This window comes from Labrys sp. 22185 (assembly GCF_052045555.1).
Taxonomy (GTDB): domain Bacteria; phylum Pseudomonadota; class Alphaproteobacteria; order Rhizobiales; family Labraceae; genus Labrys; species Labrys neptuniae.
On record NZ_JBQEPH010000024.1, the window covers coordinates 24,696 to 40,524 of the forward strand.

14 protein-coding genes are annotated in these 15,829 nt (G+C 64.1%); 11 read left to right on the forward strand and 3 right to left on the reverse strand.

Annotation, left to right across the window (positions count from 1 at the left end; all coding sequences use genetic code 11):
* Window positions 1-276 precede the first annotated feature (276 nt).
* A complete protein-coding gene (locus ACTJKX_RS29665) occupies window positions 277-1,320 on the forward strand; it encodes a helix-turn-helix transcriptional regulator (RefSeq protein WP_440727458.1) in 1,044 nt (347 codons plus the stop codon).
* Window positions 1,321-1,403: 83 nt separating this feature from the next.
* Here the strand turns inward: ACTJKX_RS29665 and ACTJKX_RS29670 are convergent, their stop codons facing one another.
* The gene (locus ACTJKX_RS29670) at window positions 1,404-1,913 is read right to left on the reverse strand and encodes a hypothetical protein (protein ID WP_156771783.1); all 510 of its coding nucleotides are present in this window, start codon (window positions 1,911-1,913) and stop codon (window positions 1,404-1,406) included.
* 168 nt (window positions 1,914-2,081) lie between these two features.
* Window positions 2,082-3,020: a LysR family transcriptional regulator gene (locus ACTJKX_RS29675; RefSeq protein WP_394314575.1), complete on the reverse strand. Its 939-nt coding sequence runs from the start codon at window positions 3,018-3,020 to the stop codon at window positions 2,082-2,084.
* 104 nt (window positions 3,021-3,124) lie between these two features.
* On the opposite strand from ACTJKX_RS29675, the gene ACTJKX_RS29680 reads away from it, so the two are divergent.
* The 3 genes from ACTJKX_RS29680 to ACTJKX_RS29690 all read left to right on the forward strand — a co-directional run bounded on the left by ACTJKX_RS29680 (window position 3,125) and on the right by ACTJKX_RS29690 (window position 5,035).
* Entirely contained in the window at window positions 3,125-3,295 is a 171-nt protein-coding gene (locus tag ACTJKX_RS29680; protein WP_394314576.1) for a hypothetical protein, read from the forward strand.
* A gap of 68 nt (window positions 3,296-3,363) precedes the next feature.
* Window positions 3,364-3,969 (forward strand): class I SAM-dependent methyltransferase, encoded by a 606-nt coding sequence (locus ACTJKX_RS29685; protein WP_440727459.1) that lies wholly within the window; start codon window positions 3,364-3,366, stop codon window positions 3,967-3,969.
* Between the two features lie 103 nt (window positions 3,970-4,072).
* Window positions 4,073-5,035, forward strand: coding sequence for a nucleoside hydrolase (locus tag ACTJKX_RS29690; RefSeq protein ID WP_394314578.1), 963 nt, complete (start codon window positions 4,073-4,075; stop codon window positions 5,033-5,035).
* A gap of 337 nt (window positions 5,036-5,372) precedes the next feature.
* Here ACTJKX_RS29690 and ACTJKX_RS29695 read toward each other — a convergent pair whose 3' ends face one another.
* Complete coding sequence (locus tag ACTJKX_RS29695; protein ID WP_440727460.1) at window positions 5,373-6,593, reverse strand: NAD(P)/FAD-dependent oxidoreductase; 1,221 nt, start codon at window positions 6,591-6,593, stop codon at window positions 5,373-5,375.
* A 41-nt stretch (window positions 6,594-6,634) separates the two neighbouring features.
* Here ACTJKX_RS29695 and ACTJKX_RS29700 point away from each other — a divergent pair, with 41 nt between their 5' ends.
* The 7 genes from ACTJKX_RS29700 to ACTJKX_RS29730 all read left to right on the forward strand — a co-directional run bounded on the left by ACTJKX_RS29700 (window position 6,635) and on the right by ACTJKX_RS29730 (window position 15,716).
* Window positions 6,635-7,546 carry a LysR substrate-binding domain-containing protein gene (locus ACTJKX_RS29700; protein WP_440727461.1) on the forward strand — a complete coding sequence of 304 codons (912 nt, stop codon included), beginning with the start codon at window positions 6,635-6,637 and terminating at the stop codon, window positions 7,544-7,546.
* 257 nt (window positions 7,547-7,803) lie between these two features.
* On the forward strand, window positions 7,804-8,946 hold the full coding sequence (locus ACTJKX_RS29705) for an ABC transporter substrate-binding protein (RefSeq protein WP_440727462.1): 1,143 nt from the start codon (window positions 7,804-7,806) through the stop codon (window positions 8,944-8,946).
* 300 nt (window positions 8,947-9,246) lie between these two features.
* Window positions 9,247-10,278: an ABC transporter ATP-binding protein gene (locus ACTJKX_RS29710; RefSeq protein ID WP_440727463.1), complete on the forward strand. Its 1,032-nt coding sequence runs from the start codon at window positions 9,247-9,249 to the stop codon at window positions 10,276-10,278.
* On the forward strand, window positions 10,278-11,219 hold the full coding sequence (locus tag ACTJKX_RS29715; RefSeq protein ID WP_440727464.1) for an ABC transporter permease: 942 nt from the start codon (window positions 10,278-10,280) through the stop codon (window positions 11,217-11,219). The genes ACTJKX_RS29710 and ACTJKX_RS29715 overlap by 1 nt, the downstream gene beginning before the upstream one ends.
* Window positions 11,220-11,438: 219 nt before the next feature.
* On the forward strand, window positions 11,439-12,245 hold the full coding sequence (locus ACTJKX_RS29720) for an ABC transporter permease (RefSeq protein WP_440727483.1): 807 nt from the start codon (window positions 11,439-11,441) through the stop codon (window positions 12,243-12,245).
* A gap of 131 nt (window positions 12,246-12,376) precedes the next feature.
* Window positions 12,377-13,807 (forward strand): gamma-aminobutyraldehyde dehydrogenase, encoded by a 1,431-nt coding sequence (locus tag ACTJKX_RS29725; RefSeq protein WP_394314583.1) that lies wholly within the window; start codon window positions 12,377-12,379, stop codon window positions 13,805-13,807.
* Window positions 13,808-13,973: 166 nt separating this feature from the next.
* Window positions 13,974-15,716: a tetratricopeptide repeat protein gene (locus ACTJKX_RS29730; protein ID WP_440727465.1), complete on the forward strand. Its 1,743-nt coding sequence runs from the start codon at window positions 13,974-13,976 to the stop codon at window positions 15,714-15,716.
* Window positions 15,717-15,829 lie beyond the last annotated feature (113 nt).

A 15,829-nucleotide genomic window follows, 5' to 3' on the forward strand; every position in this document is an offset into this window, starting at 1 on the left:
ATATCTTGCCCATGATGAATTTTTAGACCTCCAGCCACTCTCGATCCGAAACTAAGTTATATTTGGCGATTCCAGACGAATTCCTGTTGTATATTCATAGTACATTCCCAGTTTATAACGATTATAATCTGGGTTTGGATGGCATATACTTCTGGATATCCGACCTTTCGCGCTCTATATTGATGAGCGGTCTTACTTGTCGAGTTGTTTGATTTCTTGGACTTGGGCGCATTGATTGATGGACTGAAGCGAACTGGAGGCGCGGATCACGCCGTTTTGACGCCGCGAGAGCCCTTTGCGGGAAGGCTGCGGCCTGTCTGGCTGCTTGGGCACGGGCTGACGAGCGAGGAACTGGCGCTGGTCGAACTGCGGGCCAGCGGACGCTTGGCTGCGCAGCGCAGGCTCGGTCCATCGGATCCGGTCTTGCTCGGCGCCCGGGCATTGCTGCGCCTCGATCCCGATATCGGTCCGATCTCCTGCTTCTCGCCGCTCCAGGACAGCGAACTCGTCCTCGATGCCGCGGGTCTGGATAGCACCGAAGCCGGCGCAGGCGGCATGCTGTTGCGTCCCTCCAACGGCCGAATGGAGGTGGTGCGGGACGGGCAGCGCACCGTCGTCTCGGCCAGGGAGGCGATCTTCCTGGCGGGAGGCAGGCCTGCAAGCGTCTGGCTGAGGCATGTCGACCGCGTCGATTGCCTGATCCTGGCGAGCGAACGCATCACCGCGAACATGCTCGAATGCTCGGCCAGTCTGCGGGTCTTCCCGCAAAACAACGACACGCTGGTTCTGCTCGGCAACTACGGCGCGGCGCTGATGCGCGGCCTGCTGCCGATGAGCGGTCCGGTGCTGCTGCAGCATGCCTGCGCCTATATGGGCGATCTCGTCGACATCCTGTGCGGCGAGGCGGAGGCGCAGACGCCGCATACCGTGCAGGATCGCGCAGCCGCGCGGCTGAACGCCATCAAGTCGGATATCGAGGCCCATCTCGACGACCAGGCGCTCAATGCCAGCCAGATCGCCCTACGGCACGGCATCAGCACACGCTATCTCCAGAAGCTGTTCGAGGGAGAACGCGAGACCTTTTCGGAATTCGTGCTGCAGCGCCGGCTCGACAGGGCGATGCGCCGCCTGCAGTCGCCGGACGAGCGCAAGCGTTCGATCAGCGAGATCGCTTTCGATGTGGGTTTCGGCGACCTGTCCTATTTCAATCGCACCTTCCGCAGGCGCTTCGACACCTCACCGCGCTTGGTGCGCGCCAAGCACCGCTCCGTGCTCGCCCCCCCAGCGGGGAGCGAATTGCCGGATGCGGGCAGCGCTTGAGCGTGGACTGTCCCGGTTCGCGACCATCCATATCGACGGCCTCGAACCACCGGCCGGAATCGGCCGTCTTGTCGCGCCTTGTTTCAGTGGGCCGTCGCGGAGGGGGGCTTCATCCGGGTCATGGTGTCCAGGGCGCAGGGGCTGACGGGTGCGATGAACAGCCCGACCCTTGCGAGAGCCTTGGCAAGAGCGGTGGTGGCATCGAGCGCCCGGTGCAGGCCATCGCTCTTCAACAGGTAGGAGGCGGCGTGGAGCAGCTGGACCCTGTCGTCGCGCTGCGCCGCATCGACCATGGCAAGCACCAGGCATTCGTCGCGGCACAGGGCACGGCAGGCGGCCGGCCGCCAGCCGATCTCATTGTCGGCCGTTGCCCGCAGCGTGCGCACGAAATGGTGGAACTCGCCGAACAGCGGCTTGGCGTTTTCTTCCGGCATCTCGCGCGCCAGCCCTTCCCAGGCGATATCCCAGCAGGCGGCATCGCCGGTGGCATAGCCCGCCATCCAGCAGCGGAAGACGGAAAAGAGCAGGTTCTCGGCCGGAGCGTCGATATGATAGCCGACGGGGCGTGCGACGTCGGGGCTTGGCAGGGTCATGATGGTGTCCTTCAATCCGCGGGGTTCAAGGTCCCGGCATTGGCAACGGCGCGCATAGGACCACACCGAGCTGACTTGTTCAAGAAAATCTCTTTTTATTTCAATAGTTTATAGAAGTTCCAGGGTGCACGGCCGACTGCACGCCCTCGGGCGCTGGAGCAGCAGCGATCAGTCGCGCCGGGTTGCTCCGGCTGCCGGGAGTTCGCGCTTCTCGCGGCTGCGGACCTCAGCCGTCTGCGCGAGGATCCAGTCCCGGAACACTCTGATCTTGGGCGTCGTGCGCCGCGCTTCGGCGTGCACCAGCCAGTAGCCATCGCCATCAGACCCGGTGACGTCGAAGGGCTGGATCAACTGGCCCTTGTCGAGGAAGGCCGCGTAGAGGTTGTGCGTAAGCATCGCCGCGCCCTGGTCGGTGATCGCTGCAGTCGCCTCATAGGCCTGGGTGCCGAAGGTCGGGCCGGGAATCACCCGATCCGGCTCGAATCGTGCTCCCGCTGCCTTGAACCAGACCTCCCACCAGGGATCCTGCGGGCAGCACAGGGGAACCTTGTAGAGGTCCTCGGGCGCACGGATACCACCGACCTTCTCCGCCAGTGCAGGGCTGAGCATCGGCGAATAGTCGGCCTTGAACAGGTAGTGCGCCGATAGTCCGGGCCATTTTCCGGCGCCGACACGGATGCCGACATCCACGTTTTCGCGAGCGATATCGAGGGAGCGGGATGTGACGTCCATCTTCACGGCAAGATCGGGATACATCAACTGGAATGTTCCAAGGCGGACGGCAAGCCAGTTCGACGCGAAGGTATCGATTGTCGTGACCGAGAGCACGCCGGAGGCGCCGCCCTTGGTTGCAAACCAGGCGTCCGACAGGGTTGAAAACGCATTCGAAACCAGGGGGGCGAGCTGCTCACCCGCTTCGGTCAACGCGATCTGCCTGGTTTTTCTGATGAAAAGCGGTGTTCCGGCGCGTTCCTCGAGAACCTTGATCTGATAGCTGGCAGCCGATTGGGTCATGCCGAGCTCCTCGGCCGCCTTGGTGAAGCTGCCGAGCCGCGCGGCGGCTTCGAAGACTCTGATGGCGCCCAGAGGCGGCAAATCCCACGGCATAATGCATCAATCCAGTTGATGCATACTACGCGACGTTCGATTGGAATCCAAGGCTCGGCGGCGGCAGGATGTCTCCATCGCTCTAGCCTAAAAGGACCATGAACATGACGAAACACATCAAGCGCCACAGGTTTTCGATCCTCGACTTTTTCGCCGCGCCGTTCCGGTCGCGTGCCCACCGCCTGCTCGATCCCCGCGACCTCTGCGACGACCTGAAGCGCGACCTTGGCCTGGTCGACGGAAACCGGGTTGTCGGCGGTGTCCGCTGGCGCTGACCCGCATTGCCGACGCGATGCGACAGGATGGGGGAAGGCCCATCCGGAAGAAAGGGGAGGCCATTGTCATGAACAGGACGACCAAGGCGCTCGAACAGTGCCGCCAGACCATTCAATCCTATGAGGGCTGCGCGGATCGCTACTATGCCCGCATTCCCGAAATGCCGAATCTGCGCGACCAGACGGCATTGCGGCGCATCGCCGAAATGGCAGGACGTGGCGGATTGATCCTGGAGGTCGGGTCGGGGCCCGGCCGCGAGGCGGATTTCCTGGAGACGCTCGGCGTCACGGTGCGCCGCACCGATGCGACCCGCCGCTTTCTCGAGTTGCAGGCCACTCGCGGCAAGCATGGCGAACGGCTCGACATCGTCACGGACGATCTCGGCGGTCCCTACGATGCCGTCGTCGGCCTATGCGTGCTGATCCACGTTCCCCGCGATCGGATCGATCACGTGCTGGCCAAGGTTGCCGCGTCGCTGCGTCCCGGTGCACCTTTTCTCGTCTCGATGCGCGATGGCGACGGGGAGACCGTCGGAAACTTCCATACGGTCTATTGGCGACGCGATGCGTTTGCCTTGCGGCTCGAACAAGCTGGCCTGACCTTGCTGTGGGACGAGTTCTCCGTCGATCCGGATGGCGATCCCTGGAACACCTTCCTGGCCGTCAAGCCTTGAAACGGGCGTTGCCGGGGTGTCGCAAGGGGCTTCGCGGCGTTGACTTTCCCCATGGCCGGGCGCAGAGGCAAAGGTTCCCGCCTTTTTTCCCGGTTTGCCTGCGATGCCCAGCCATAAAGTCATCTATGATACCGATCCCGGCGTCGACGACGCCATGGCGCTGTTCTTCCTGCACTATCACCCCGACATCGAACTCATTGGCATCACCACCTGCCATGGCAATGCGCCGGTCGAGATCACCACGCGCAACGCGCTCTATCTCAAGGAACGCTTCGGCATCGATGCGCCGGTGGCGCGCGGCGCGGCGGGCCCGGTGACGGGAGATAACGCCCATCACGCCGCCGTCGTCCACGGCCATAACGGCCTCGGCGAGGTCGAGATCCCCGCCGAGATTGAGGCGCAGGCGATCGACATGCCCGCCCATCGCTTCATCATCGAGACCGTGCGCAAGCATCCCGGCGAGATCACGCTGCTGGCGGTGGGGCGCATGACCAATCTGGCCCTGGCCCTGCGCGAGGATCCCGAGATCGCGGGCCTGGTCCGCCAGGTGGTGGTGATGGGTGGCGCCTTCGGCTATCGCGGACATCTGGGCAACGTCACCCCGGCGGCCGAAGCCAACATCCATGGCGATCCGCATGCTGCCGACGAGATGTTCGCCGCAGCCTGGCCCGTTACCGTCATCGGCCTCGACGTCACCCACGAAGTGCTGATGCCGCAGGACTATCTGCGTCGGCTCGGGGAGGAGGCCGGCGAGGTCGGCCGCTTCATCTGGGACATCACCCGCTTCTACGAGAACTTCTATCTCGACAAGGGGCTGGCCGGCATTTCCGTGCATGATGCCTCGGCGGCGATCTATCTGGTGGCGCCGGACTTGTTCGAGACCCGCTCCGGCCCGGTCCGGGTGGTGTGCGAGGGGCTTGCCTTCGGGCAGACCATCCAGCGGCCCGCCGGGATCGGCTTCCCGCCCAATGACTGGGATGGCCGTCCCAGCCATGCCGTCTGCATCGAGGTCAAGGACCAGCCTCTGCTCGATCTCTACCGGGAAACCCTGCTGAGATCGGCTTAAAGAGCGGACGGGACGTCCATAGGCGCTAAGATAAGGCGAGAGGCGCGAGGCCGGCCCCCCCTTCGCCCCGTTTACGGGGAGAAGGTAAGGATGAGGGGCGGCGCGACCTCACAAACTGACGCCTTCCGTAGCCCCTCACCTCCATCCTCTCCCCGTAAACGGGGCGAGGGGGCTCATATGTCGAGCTCGATCTCCAACCGCCTCATCTCGCCCAACCCCTTATCTTAGTGCCTATGGACGGGACGTCCGCGGTCCCAGCCCTACCGCTTCCAGCGCGAATCTTGCAGGCCTTGTCCGGGAAACGCCGCGGCTGGGACCGCGGACGTCTTGTCCGCCCCTACCTGGCGGCCAGCCAGGTTTCGATGCCCTTCGCCGCCGCCACGCCGGTGGCGAAGCAGGCCTGCAGCAGGTAGCCCCCGGTCGGCGCCTCCCAGTCCAGCATCTCGCCGGCGACGAAGACACCGGGAAGCTTTCGCAGCATGAAATGGCCGTCGACCTCGTCGAGCACGATACCGCCGGCGCTGGAGATCGCGCGTTCGAGGCCGCGCTGCGCCGTCACCTTCAAGCGAACATGCTTGATCAGACGGGCCAAGGGGACGGGATCGCGCGGCAGCATGTTGCCGGTGGCCTCGCGCAGCAGGCCGATGGCCGCCGGCGCCAGCTTGGCGGCCTTGCGCAGATAGGTGGAAAGGGACTGGCTGCCCTGAGGCCGGTCGAGCAGGCGAGCTAGCGCCGTCTCATCGAGATCGGGACGCAGGTCGATCTCGATCTCGGCATGGCCGTGCGTGGCGATCGAACTGCGGATGAGGGGAGAGAGGGCATAGATCGCGCCGCCCTCGAGCCCCTGTTCGGTGACGATGGCCTCGCCGCGGCGCGTGGTGCCGGCGATGGAAACGGCAATGCGCTTCAGCGGCTCGCCAGCCGATTTCTCCGAATAGGCCGGGCTCCAGGCGATTTCGGCGCCGCTGTTCGACGGTGCAAGCTCGGCGACGGTGACGCCGCGGTCGCGCAGCAGCCGGACCCAGCCGCCATCCGAACCCAGGCGCGGCCAGGAGGCGCCACCGAGGGCGAGCAGCGTCGCAGCGGCTTTGCGATGAAGAGGCTTGTTGTCCGGACCCAGGAAGACGGGCTTTCCCCCATCGTCCCATCCTGTCCAGCAATGGCGGGTGTGCAGGGTTACACCCAGGCGAGTGAGCCGGGCCAGCCAGGCCCGCAACAAAGGCGAAGCCTTGAAGCTCTCGGGAAAGATGCGGCCGCTCGAACCGACAAAGGTCTTTTCGCCCAGCCCTTCGGCCCAGGCGACCAGATCGCTCGGCGCGAAGGCGCGCAATGCGGGTTCGAGGATGCTGCGGGCCGGCCCGTAGCGGGTGAGGAAGCGCTCGAAATCCTCGCCATGTGTAAGGTTGAGCCCGCCGCGGCCTGCCATCAGGAATTTGCGGGCGGGCGAGGGCATGCGCTCATAAATCGCGACGCTTCGGCCGGCCTGCGCCAATTTCTCGGCGGCGATCAGCCCGGCCGGTCCTGCGCCGATGATGACGATGTCGCTCAAGTCCGCCACGTCCGTCTTTATTTCCAATTCGCATTGTGCTCACTGCCCTCATGGCATTCTCCTTCCGGCAAATCCAATATTTCGTGGCGGTGGCCGAGAACGGAGCGGTGTCGCGCGCCTCGCACGAGCTCTCCATCTCGCAATCGACGGTGACGGAGGCCATACGCGAGCTCGAAGGCGATCTCGGCTTTTCCCTGTTCGACCGGCGCGCCCATGGCGTCGAGCTCACGCTGAAGGGGCACCAGTTCCTGCGCCATGCCCGCAAGATCCTCTCCGAGATCGCCGATGCCCGCCGTGCCTTGCGCTCGGAAACGGCACCGATCGAGGGGCGCCTTGCGGTCGGGGTGACGCCTTTGGTGGCCGCCTATGTGCTGCCCGATCTGCTGGCCCGCTTCCGCCGCGCCTTCCCGCATGTCGCGGTCGAGATCATCGAGGATACCAGGGACTATCTCGACCATCTGCTGGTGGGCGGTGAACTCGACGTTGCCGTGATGGTGGCGGGCACCGAGCGCAGCTCCGCCGCCCTGCATGTGGAGACGATGGAAGCCTCGCCCTATCGTCTCTGGCTGCCGATCGGCCATCGCCTGGCGGAGGCCGAGAGCATCGGCATCGTGGATCTTGCGGAGGAACCCTTCGTGCTCCTGATGCTCGACGAGATCGCCGAGGCCGCTGAATATGCCTGGCGGCGGGCCGGTGTGCGGCCGCCGGTCGCCATCCGCACCCGCTCGGTGGAGGCCGCCCGCAGCCTGGTGGCGACGGGGGCCGGCGTCGCCATCCTGCCCGACCTCACCTACCGGCCCTGGTCGCTCGAAGGCGACAAGATCGAGGCGCGTGACCTTGCCGAAGCCCTGTCGCCGGTGGAAGTCGTGATCGGCTGGCGGCGTGGCTCGCCTCTCGATGCGATCGCCACGCAATTCGTCGCCGTGGCTCGTACCTATCGGGCGGGGAGAGGGCGCAGCTAGGGCGTTTTGCGGCGGCGGCGCGTCGAGAAGCGCCAGGACGCATCAGGCAAGGAGCTAAGGAGACGGGCATTTCGGACGAAGCGGCTTTGCTCAAGGCAGCCGGAATGCAGCGAAACGATCACTCGGCGATGATATCGGAAAAACCGATATCATCGATCTCCCGAATGGTGTGGCGCCTGTGGCTTTTCCAAGGCATGCTCGCCGCAATCAAGAATTCGCCCTGTATTCGAACGGACGGCAACCAGAGGAAAAGCATCATGTTCAGGCTTAGATGGGTTGTGGCGTTGGCGGGTATTACGGCAGTAGCCGTACCGGCGCTCGCCAAGGAGATCGGCAAGGGGGAGGGCCAGCTCAACATCGTGGCCTGGCCCGGCTATATCGAGCGGGGCGACACCGACAAGAGCTATGACTGGGTCACCGATTTCGAGAAGAAGACCAGCTGCAAGGTCAATGTGAAGACCGCCAGCACCTCCGACGAGATGGTCGCCCTGATGAATGAGGGAGGCTACGATCTCGTCACCGCTTCGGGTGACTCCTCCCTGCGCCTGGTCGCCGGCAAGCGCGTGCAGGAGATCGATACCTCGCTGATCCCGAGCTGGAAAACCGTCGACGAGCGCCTCCAGAACGCGCCATGGCATACTGTCGACGGCAAGCATTACGGCGTGCCCTATCAGTGGGGCCCCAATGTGCTGATGTACAACAGCGACGTGTTCAAGGAAGCGCCCAAGAGCTGGAGCGTGGTGTTCGAGCCGCAGAACCTGCCGGACGGCAAGCCCAACAAAGGCCGCATCCAGGCCTATGACGGCGCCATCTACCTCGCCGACGCCGCGCTCTATTTGATGAGCAAGAAGCCCGAGCTCGGCATCAAGGATCCCTATGAGCTCAACGAGGACCAGTACAAGGCGGTGCTCGAGCTGGTGCGCCAGCAGCATGCCCTGATCCAGCGTTATTGGCACGACGCCAACATCCAGGTCGACGACTTCAAGAATGAAGGCGTGGTCGCGTCCGGTTCCTGGCCCTTCCAGGTCAATCTGATGCAGGCCGACAAGAAGCCGATCGCCTCCACCGTGCCGGAAGAAGGGGCGACGGGCTGGGCCGATACCACCATGATGGCCGCCGATGCCGCCAATCCCAATTGCGCCTATATGTGGCTCGAACATTCGATCCAGCCCAAGGTTCAGGGCGATGTCGCCGCCTGGTTCGGCTCGCTTCCCTCCGTTCCGGCGGCCTGCAAGGGCAATGCGCTGCTGACCGATACGGGCTGCGCCACCAACGGTTTCGACAATTTCCCCAAGATCAAGTTCTGGCGCACCCCGGTGGCCAAATGCACCACGCAGAGCGCCTGCGTGCCCTATTACCGCTGGGTCACGGATTATATCGCCGTGATCGGCGGGCGTTGAGGCAAGCACGCGCGACGAAGGCGCTTATTCGGAAATACTCGAAGTGCTACCTTTGTCATGCCCGGACTTGATCCGGGCATCCAGCGGCCCCGCCCACAGCGCTCGGTGGGGGCTGGATTGCCGGGTCGAGCCCGGCAATGACAAAGGTCGAGCGGAAATCGCACTTTCTCCAGGGTATGCCGATCTGAAGATCGGCGTACCAGCGCTTCGCCTTTGTGCCCATGCGGGCCATGAAATTTTCGTCCAGACAGAGGCGGCTGAACCAGCCCAGGTTGTGTCCCCCGTCCTCGAGGTATCCTCATGGCTGAAACCAGCACCACTCCTGCCGTCTCGTTCCGCGGCGTCCAGCGACATTTCGGCAGCGTGAAGGCGGTCGACGGCGTCGATCTCGACATCGCGCCCGGCGAATTCTTCGCCATGCTGGGGCCGTCCGGCTCGGGCAAGACCACCTGCCTGCGCCTGATCGCGGGCTTCGAGCAGCCGACCGGAGGCCATATCGAGATCTTCGGTGAGGCGGTGGAGGGCATGCCGGCTTATCGGCGCCCGGTCAATACCGTCTTCCAGGACTATGCCCTCTTTCCGCATTTCAACATTCTCGACAATGTCTGCTACGGCCTGATGATCCGCGGCGTCGCCCGGCAGGAGCGCTATCGCCAGGGACGCGAGGCCCTTGCCATGGTCAAGCTCGCGGGCAAGGAAGACCGCCGGCCCGGCCAGCTTTCGGGCGGCCAGCGTCAGCGCGTGGCACTCGCCCGCGCCTTGGTGGTCAGGCCCAAGGTTCTCTTGCTCGACGAACCGCTCGGCGCCCTCGACCTCAAGCTACGCGAGGAGATGCAAAGCGAACTCAAAGCGCTGCAGCGCTCCCTCGGCCTCAGCTTCGTCTTCGTCACCCACGACCAGGGCGAGGCCCTGTCCATGGCCGATCGCGTCGCCGTGTTCAACGAGGGGCGCATCGCCCAGGTCGGCAGTCCGCAGGACATCTATGAGCGGCCGCGTACCCGCTTCGTCGCCGATTTCGTCGGATCTTCCAATGTGATCGAGCCGGGCCAGACGCAGGGCTGGATCGGTGTGCGCAGCGCGGCCAGCCTGCGGCCGGAAAAGATCACCTTGCTGCCCCAGGGCGTGGGCGCCGCCGGCGATGCCGTGGTGGTGCCGGGCACCGTGACCCAGGTGCTCTATCATGGCGCCGTCAATCGCCTGGAACTGCGCACCAATGACGGCGCCCGCCTCAGCGCCGCCATTCCCGCCGCCATCGGCACGCCGCCGGAACAGGGAGCGGCCGTGCGCGTCAGCTTTCCCCGCCAGGCGCTGCACCTGATGGAGGACGCGTGATGAGCCTCGCCACCCTTCAGGCCCCACGGGACGGCCTTCTGCGGCGCATCTCGGATGTGCTGGTTGCCCGGCGTGGGCTCTATCTCCTGCTCCTGTTGGTGCCGCCGCTGCTCTGGCTCGGCATCGTCTATCTCGGTTCGCTCTTTGCCCTCTTGGCGCAGAGCTTCTTTTCGATCGACGAGTTCTCCGGCACCATCGTGCGCAAGCCCTCGCTCAAGACCTATGGCGAATTGCTGTCGCCCTCCAATCTCGACATCATCATCCGCACGGTGAGCCTTTCGGCGGTGGTGACGCTGCTCTCCGCCGTGATCGCCTTCCCGATCGCCTATTATGCCGCCCGCTATGCCCGCGGGCGCATCAAGGCGCTGTTCTATATCGCGGTGATGATGCCGCTGTGGTCGAGCTATCTGGTCAAGGTCTATGCCTGGAAGCTGCTTTTGGCCAAGGAAGGCGTGATCGGCTGGATCATGGCCAAGCTGGGCCTTGCATGGCTGCTGGAGGCCTGGCTGTCGCTGCCCATCCTTGGCGGCCCCTCGCTCTCGGTGAGCTATACCGGCATGGTGCTGGTGTTCCTCTATCTGTGGACGCCCTTCATGATCCTGCCGGTGCAGGCGGCGCTGGAGCGCGTGCCCGGCTCGCTGATCGAGGCCTCCGGCGATCTCGGCGCCAGCCCGGGCCAGACCTTTCGCAAGGTCATTCTGCCGCTGGCCTTTCCCGGCGTGGTGGCTGGGGCGATCTTCACCTTCTCGCTCACCCTCGGCGACTACATCGTGCCGCAGATCGTCGGACCGTCCTCGCTGATCCTCGGCCAGGTCGTCTACACCCAGCAGGGCACCGCAGGGAATATCCCGCTGGCCGCAGCCTTTTCGGTGGTGCCGGTGCTGATCATGGGCATCTTCCTCACCGTCGCCAAACGATTGGGGGCCTTCGATGCGCTGTGATCGCAAAGAGAGCGCGGGTATCGTGCCCAAGAATGATAACTCACGGCGCAAAGACGCAACGTCAGCCACCCCTTCTCCCCGTAAGAACGGGGCGAGGGGACTCCTATGTCGCGCTCTTTTGTCAGGCCCATCATCTCGTACGACCGGCGTATCGGTGCCCGCCGGCATTCGGCCTGCGGCAACTCTGTCGCCAGCTATCGGCGTTCCGGCGAGGGCACCATGACCGAGAACCGCTCACCGCTGGGCCTGCGTCTCGCCGCTGCCGCCGGCCTGCTCTTCCTGCACCTGCCGCTTCTCTTCATCATCCTCTATGCCTTCACCACCGAGGAGCGCAGCTTCGAGTTCCCGCCGCCGGGCTACACGCTGAAGTGGTTCGGTGTCGCCTGGAACCGGCCCGATGTCTGGGCCGCGCTGGGGCTCTCGGTGAAGGTCGCGCTGGTCTCGACGATCCTCGCCATCATTCTCGGCACGCTGGCGGCGGCGGCCTTGTCGCGCACCAGGTTCTTCGGCCGGGAAGCCATTTCGCTGCTGCTGATCCTGCCGATCGCCCTGCCGGGCATCATCACCGGCATTGCGCTGCGTGCCGCCTTCAACCTGGCCGACATACCCTTCTCCTATTGGACGATCGTGCTCGGCCACGCGACCTTCTGCATCGTGGTCGTCTATAATAATGCCGTGGCGCGTTTCCGCCGCTTGTCGCCTTCGCTGATGGAGGCCTCGATGGATCTTGGAGCCGACGGCTTCCAGACCTTCCGCCATGTCGTGCTGCCTTCGATCGGCACGGCCCTGCTGGCAGGCGGCATGCTGGCCTTCGCCCTGTCCTTCGACGAGGTGATCGTCACCACCTTCACCGCCGGCCAGCAGCAGACCCTGCCGATCTGGATGCTGTCGGAATTGATCCGGCCGCGTCAGCGCCCGGTCACCAATGTGGTGGCGGTGATCGTCATCCTTGTCACCGCCCTGCCGATCCTGGCCGCCTATTACTTCACCCGTGAGGGCGAAAACGTCGCCGGCTCCGGCAAATGACCAGGCCTCTTGAGCAAGGTGCGATCTCTCAATCGCACCTTGCTCAAACTCTTTGTTTTGACACGTTTTCTTAAGCGAAAAGTCCGTCGACTTTTCTGGAAAACGCTTCTGGAATGCCCAAGGAGATTGCCATGCTCGATACCAAAATGCTGATCGGTTCGAAATTCGTGCCCGGCACCGAGGCGCCGGAAAAGGTGCTCAATCCCAAGACCGAGGAGACGCTGGTCGACCTTCCCGAAGCTTCCGTCGAACAGGTCGACGAGGCCGTGGAGGCGGCAGCTGCGGCTTTCGCCGGCTGGTCGCGCACCACCCCGGCCGAGCGCTCGGCCCTGCTGCTCAAGCTGGCCGATGCGATCGAGAAGGATGCCGAGGCCTATGCCACGCTGGAGGCGCTCAATTGCGGCAAGCCGCGCATCCGCGTGCTGCAGGACGAGATCCCCGGCGTCGTCGATTGCTTCCGCTTCTTCGCCGGCGCCGTGCGCAACATGCACGGGCTGGTCGCCGGGGAATATCTGGCCGGGCACACCTCGATGATCCGGCGCGATGCCGTCGGCGTGGTCGGCTCGATCGCACCCTGGAACTATCCCCTGATGATGGCAGCCTGGAAACTGGCGCCGGCCCTGGCGGGCGGCAATACCATCGTGATCAAGCCGTCCGAGCAGACGCCGCTGACCCTGCTCAAGCTCGCCACCAGCATTGCGGAGATCTTTCCGGAAGGCGTGGTCAATGTCGTGGTCGGGCGCGGCGAGAGCGTCGGCAATGCCCTGATCCATCATCCCAAGGTCGCGATGGTGTCGCTGACGGGTGATATCGCCACCGGCAAGAAGGTGCTGCAGGCGGCCGCCAAGACGGTCAAGCGCACCCATCTCGAGCTCGGCGGCAAGGCGCCGGTGATCGTGTTCGACGATGCCGATCTCGAGGCCGTGGTGGAGGGCGTGAAGCTGTTCGGCTATTACAATGCCGGCCAGGATTGCACCGCGGCCTGCCGCATCTATGCCGGCAGCAAGATCTACGACAATCTGGTGTCCGAGCTCGCCGGTGCGGTGAAAGGGCTGAAATACAACCAGCCCAACGATGACGAGAACGATATCGGCCCGCTGATCTCGGCGCGCCAGCGCTCGCGCGTCGCCTCCTTCGTCGAGCGGGCCACCGAGCACAAGCATATCGAGATCGCCACGGGCGGCCACCAGGCGGCCGGCAAGGGCTTCTTCTATGAACCCACCGTGGTCGCCGGGGCCCTGCAGAGCGACGAGATCGTGCGGCGCGAGGTGTTCGGGCCGGTGGTCTCGGTAACCCGCTTCGACGATGTCGAGGAAGCTCTCGGCTGGGCCAATGATTCCGACTACGGCCTGGCCTCCTCGGTGTGGACCCGCGACATTTCCAGGGGCATGCAGATGGCTTCGCGCCTGCAATATGGCTGCACCTGGGTGAACTGCCACTTCATGCTGGTGAGCGAGATGCCACATGGCGGCGTCAAGTCCTCCGGCTATGGCAAGGACCTGTCGATGTATGCCCTGGAGGACTACACCGTGGCGCGCCACGTCATGGTGAAGATGGGCTGACGCTCGCTTTCGCAAACCGAGCGGGGATGGGTCTGTCGCCGGGCGAGACCCATCCCTTGCTTTTGGACAGCAATGCCAAGTTCGGGCATGGTCTGGTGTTGTGCATGGAACAGCCTGCGCAAGCCATTGATTTCATCATGCCTTTTTCATGAACGAGGTGATTGCCATGGAGCTCGGGAAACGGCTGATCCCGGCAGCGATACTGGTCGGTGCCTTGTGGGCAATGCCGACGATCGCGCCAGCCAGGACGGCGCCGGCCGCCGTCGAGGCGCTCTGGCAGAGTTGCCGGGCCATCGGGAAGGATCCGGCAGGCAGCGTCAAAGCCTGCACGCAGTTTCTCGATCTGCCCGAAGGACGGCGAGAGCAGTTTCGCACCTATGCCTTTTCCAACCGTGGCAACGCCTATGTCAGCCTGCAGCGCTATGACGAGGCGCTGGCCGATTTCGTCGAGGCGCTGCGCCTCGATGCGAGGAACGAGACGGCCTATGTCGGCCGTGGCAACGTGCATTTCTGGCGCGGCGAAAACGATCTCGCCCTCCAGGATTTCGGACAGGCCATCAAGCTCGATCCGCGCGATGCCAATCCCCATCACGGCCGCGGCAACGTCTATTTCAACCAGGGCCGCTACGAGGAGGCGATGAAGAGCTATAGCGAGGCGATCCGCATCAACCCGAAATTCTTCAACGCCTATAGCGGCCGCTCCAACGTCTACGCCGAACTCAAGCAGACCGACCGGGCGATTTCGGATCTCTCCCAGGCGCTCAAGCTCAATCCCACCTATGTCAATGCCCTCGTCAATCGCGGCAACAACTACGTACTCGCCAAGCGCTTCGACGAAGCGATCGCCGACTACGACCGTGCTCTGGCCCTCCAGCCGGATACCGTCCTCGCCTGGAGCGGGCGGGCCGGCGCCTATGGCCTGAAAAAGGACTATGAGCACGCAATCGCCGATTTCACCAAGGCGCTGGACCTCGATCCCTCCTATCTCAACGCGCGTTACGGCAGGGGCCAGGCCTACAAGGAACTCGGCAAGCTCGATCTGGCCGCGGCGGATTTCCGTAACATCCTTGCCCAGAAATCCGATTTCCTGAACACGCGCGACCTGCTGGCCGATGTCGAGAAGTCCGGCGCAGCGGCACCCGTTCCGCCGTCCGGCGCCAATGTGGCACCCATGGCCGGCGCGCTCGCGGCCATCAAGGCGCAGCGTCGCGTTGCCCTGGTGATCGGCAACGCCGCCTATCCGCAGGCTCCCCTTGCCAATCCCCACAACGATGCCGCCGATGTCAGCGCTCGCCTGAGCCAGCTCGGCTTCGAGGTCGTGACCGGCTACGACCTCACTCTCGCGGGCTTTTCCGATACGGTGGAGCGCTTCGTCGCCAAGGCGCAGGGCGCCGATGTCGCCGTCTTCTACTATTCCGGCCACGCCATGCAGGTGGATGGCGAGAACTGGCTGCTGCCTGTCGATACCAGGGTGCGCAGCCTGTTCGATGTCCAGCAGTTCAACGTGTCGCTGCAGCGTCTGCTGCAGACCGTGGATACGCAGGCCAAGACCACGCTGGTCTTTCTGGACGGCTGCCGCAACAATCCGTTTGCCGATGCCCTCAAGGCTCAGCTGAAGGCGCGGAATCGGTCCTATGCGGAGACGCGCGGGCTTGCCCGCATCACGGTCGATTCGCCCGATACGCTGGTGGTGTTCGCCACCCAGCCCAATGACGTGGCGGCGGACGGCACCGGGCGCAACTCTCCCTTCACCCGCGCCTTTCTCGACAATGTCGGCGCGCCGGGTGTGGAGGTCGAAACCCTGATGAAGAGGGTGACGGCCGAGGTGAAGGAGGCGACGGGGGACAAGCAGCGTCCGGAGCGCCTGTCGGGCTTGACCACGGAATTCTACTTCGTTCCCCCGAATTAATGTGCGTCCGTTTCGAGCCAGCTTGCCCGACGCGACAATTCCGTCATGATATCGTCAACCATAAACGGATTGGGAGGAATCATGACGGCGGTTTCGTCTGAGCAAAGGCCATG